Origin of the sequence: Corallococcus aberystwythensis, from assembly GCF_003612165.1 — a bacterium.
Classification (GTDB): Bacteria; Myxococcota; Myxococcia; order Myxococcales; family Myxococcaceae; genus Corallococcus; species Corallococcus aberystwythensis.
This window is the reverse complement of record NZ_RAWK01000468.1, coordinates 1-3530: the sequence shown is the minus strand read 5'-3', so window position 1 is coordinate 3530 and position 3530 is coordinate 1. Positions and strand designations below refer to the sequence as shown.

3 protein-coding genes are annotated in these 3530 nt (G+C 70.4%); 2 read left to right on the top strand and 1 reads right to left on the bottom strand.

Going from position 1 to position 3530, the window contains the following annotated elements; all coding sequences use genetic code 11:
• Both D7W81_RS40405 and D7W81_RS40400 read left to right on the top strand, forming a co-directional pair.
• Positions 1-1605, top strand: a 1605-nt coding sequence (locus tag D7W81_RS40405; RefSeq protein ID WP_120560637.1) for a TolC family protein, incomplete at its 5' end; no start/stop codon positions are given.
• A 66-nt stretch (positions 1606-1671) separates the two neighbouring features.
• Positions 1672-2307: an MlaC/ttg2D family ABC transporter substrate-binding protein gene (locus D7W81_RS40400; RefSeq protein WP_120560636.1), complete on the top strand. Its 636-nt coding sequence runs from the start codon at positions 1672-1674 to the stop codon at positions 2305-2307.
• 66 nt (positions 2308-2373) lie between these two features.
• On the opposite strand, the gene D7W81_RS40395 is transcribed toward D7W81_RS40400, so the two are convergent.
• Positions 2374-3530, bottom strand: a 1157-nt coding sequence (locus D7W81_RS40395) for a GNAT family N-acetyltransferase (protein ID WP_306440948.1), incomplete at its 5' end; no start/stop codon positions are given.

Sequence of the window (3530 nt, the reverse complement as noted above, 5' to 3'; positions counted from 1 at the left end):
GGACCGAGCGGCACCGGGTCGTCCGCCGCCAACCCCACGCCGGGCACGCGAGCGCCGCTGCCAGGCCCCGCCGCGGTGAATCCCGGCCAGGCCGCCGAGCCGGGCAACGCCGCCCAGCGCGCCACCACCGGCACGCCCAGGCCGGCCGCCGCCACCCCGGAAGCCCAGGACCTGGGCACGTCACCCATCGCCCCCGGCTCGGGCGACGGCGCGCGGGGCGACCGCAGCCCCGGTGCCCCCACGGGCGCCCCGGAGGAGGCCCGGGCCCCGGGCACCCCCGAAGGCGCGAGGGCCCCGAAAGGGCCCATCACCCTGGCCCAGCTGGTGGCGCGGGCGCGCACGCAGGACGCGCGCGTGGCGGAGGCCACCGCGGAGCTGCGCAAGTTCCAGGCGCTCCATGATCAGGCCCGCTGGGCCTGGTTCCCCCGGTTCGAAATCACCCTGGGCGCGGGCGGCCCCGTCCCCGAGGCGCGCAACGACGGCCTGGGCGGACCGCCCACCACGGAGGCGTCGCTGGAGGGCGACTGGAACTTCGGCAAGGTGGGCGTGACGGTGTTCTCCACCGGCAACGCGGTGCTGCCGCTGTACACCTTCGGCAAGCTCTCCGCGCTGGAGAAGGCGGGCTCGCAGGGCCCCATCGTGGGAGCGGCGCTGCGCGAGCGCGTGCGCGCGGAAGCGGGCTTCCAGGCCGCCCAGGCGTACTACGGCTACCAGCTGGCGCGGGCGGGCCTGAAGCAGCTGGAGGACGTGGCCAAGCGCCTCAAGGACGCGGGCGACAAGATCGACGCGCTCCTCAAGGAGGACTCGGATCAGGTGTCCAAGCTGGACACGTACAAGCTGGGGTACTTCCGTCAGCTGGTGGAGTCGCAGCGCGCCACCGCCCTGCAGGGCGAGCAGTTCGCGCTCACCGCCATCCGGCTCCTCGCCAGCGCGGGCCCGGACGAACAGGTGGAGGTGATGGCGGAGGACCTGCCGCTCCAGGGTGAAGTGAACGTGCCCGACCTGGAGACGTCGCTGAAGCAGGCCAACGAGCGCCGCCCGGAGCTCAAGGCCATCGCCGCGGGCATCATCGCGCGCGAGCAGGAGGTCATCATCCGCGAGCGCAGCTACTACCCGGACCTGGGGCTCGCGGGTTACTACGACGTGCGCTGGACGAGCAGCGCCACGCGCCAGCGCAGCCCTTTCGCCTACGACCCCTTCAACGACCGCACCGCGGGCCTGGGCCTGGTGATCCGCGGCACCTTCGACATCCCCATCAAGGACGCCCAGCTGGAGCAGGCCCGCGCGGAGCTGGACAAGATGCACGCGCAGGAACAGACGCTCAAGGCCGGCATCCGGCTGGAGGTCACGCAGGTGCAGAGCCAGCTCGCCGCGGCCTACTCGCGGGCGAAGTCCTTCACGGAGGCGGAGAAGAACGCGAAGCGCTGGGCCACCGCGGCCTACGCCGCCTTCGACCTGGGCACCGGCGACACCCGGGAGCTGGTGGACGCCTTCACCGCGCTGGCCCAGGCCTCCGCCGAACGGGGCAAGAGCTGGCACGACGTGCGCGTGGGGCTGGCGTCACTGGCCCGCGTCACGGGTGCCGTCCCGACGACGGATGAATAACCCTTCCAGGCTGCCAGTCCTCACAGGTGTCGTCACACCTGACCTTCAACCCGGAGCTTCATCAAAATGATTGCTTCCCTGCTTGCCGCCACGCTGCTCGCCGCCGCTCCCGTGAGCCCGCTCAACGTGGTGAAGAACGGCAACGCCGCCGTGCAGAAGGCGGCCAACGCCCCTGGCGCCACCGTGCAGTCCCTGGCCTCCGTCGTGGAGTCCTTCGTGGACTTCGAGGAGCTCGCCAAGCGTGCCCTGGGAGAGAAGGCCTGGACGGGCCTCACCGCAGCCCAGCGCAAGGAGTTCACCGACACCATGACGGGGCTCTTGCGCGCCTCGTACGCCCAGAAGGCCATCGGCCAGGCGAAGGCGGACGTGAAGTACGGCAAGGAGAGCGTGCAGGGGACCGAGGCCACGGTCGACACGCAGCTCACCGTGAAGACGGACCAGGTGCCCGTGGACTACAAGCTCTACAAGGCGTCGGCCAAGGCCGACTGGCGCATCTACGACGTGATCACCGACGAGGTCTCGCTAGTGGACACGTACAGCGGCCAGTTCAAGAAGATCCTCTCCACCAAGGGCTTTGACGGCCTGCTGACGACGCTCAAGTCCAAGCGCGCCCAGCTGGAGAAGGAGAACGCCAACACCAGCGCGGCCTCCGTGAACGAGTCCGCCGCCGGTGCCTCGGGCGCCGCGCCGCAGGCGAAGTAGAAGCTTCGCGAAGTCCTCTTTCCGCCCGGATGCCACCAGCGCCCGGGCGGAAGGCGTTTCAGGACGTCAGACGGGCCGCTGGAACACGCGGTACGTCTTGGAGCGCCGGCCGCCCATGGACTCGATGGCGCGGTTGACCAGGTGGTTGTCCTCCAGCGTCCAGGAGATCTCCCCGCCCGAGTACCCCAGCTCCTTCGCGGTGCGCAGGGTGTCCAGGTAGAGGATGGCGTCCAGGCCACGGCGCCGGTAGCCCTCCTTGATGCCCAGCGTGAGCAGGCGCAGGCGCTTGAGCCGCCGCGACGCCAGCACCAGCTTCACCAGGCCAATGGGCAGGCCGAACGTGGTGAGCCGCCCGTTGGCCGCCTTGAAGGCCTCATTGGCGTCCGGCAGCGTCATGGAGAAGGCGACGGGCTCGCCCTTCACCTCCGCGATGAGCACCAGCTCCGGGCGCACGATGGCCTTCATCTCCTTGGCCATGTGCGCGAACTCGCGGTCGGTGAAGGGGATGAAGCCCCAGTTCTTCTCCCAGGCCGCGTTGTAGATCTCCTTGATGCGGGCGACCTCGGCGGGGAAGTCCTTCAGGTTCACCGCGCGCACGGTGACGCCTTCTCGCTGGCGGATCTTCTCCGCGATGCGCGCCACCTTCTCCGGCGGCGGCGTGGACGCGGACAGCTCGAAGGCGAACAGGTCCTTCGCCTTGGTGAAGCCGCACGTCTCCAGCAGGCCCGCGTAGTACGCCGGGTTGTAGGGCATCATCAGCGCGGGAGGGACCTCGTAGCCCTCCACGAGCAGGCCCCAGTCCTGGTTGGAGGAGAAGTTGGCCGGCCCCAGCACGGTGTCGACGCCGCGCGCCTTGAGCCACGCGCTCGCCGCGTCCAGCAGGCCCCGCGCCACGCCCGCGTCGTTCACGCACTCGAAGAGGCCGAAGAAGCCCTCCTTGGTGCCGTGGAACTCCATGTGGCGCGGGTTCTTGATGGCCGCCACCCGGCCCACCACGTCCTGGCCACGGCGGGCGAGGAACAGCTCCACCTCCGCGTAGTCGAAGAAGGGGTTCTTCTTCGGGTCCAGGAAGTCGCGGCGCTCCATCTCCAGCGGCGGGACCCAGTTCGGGTCGTCACGGTAGAGCGAGTACGGCAGCCGGATGAACGCCGTCCGGTCCGCCGCGCCGCGCACGGGCGTCACCTGCACGTCGGAGGGCATGGTGGGGGAGGGGGAAGAAGACG

Excerpts from the sequence above, each read along its gene's own strand:
- D7W81_RS40400 (WP_120560636.1), top strand. The coding sequence starts at position 1,672 with ATGATTGCTTCCCTGCTTGCCGCCACGCTGCTCGCCGCCGCTCCCGTG.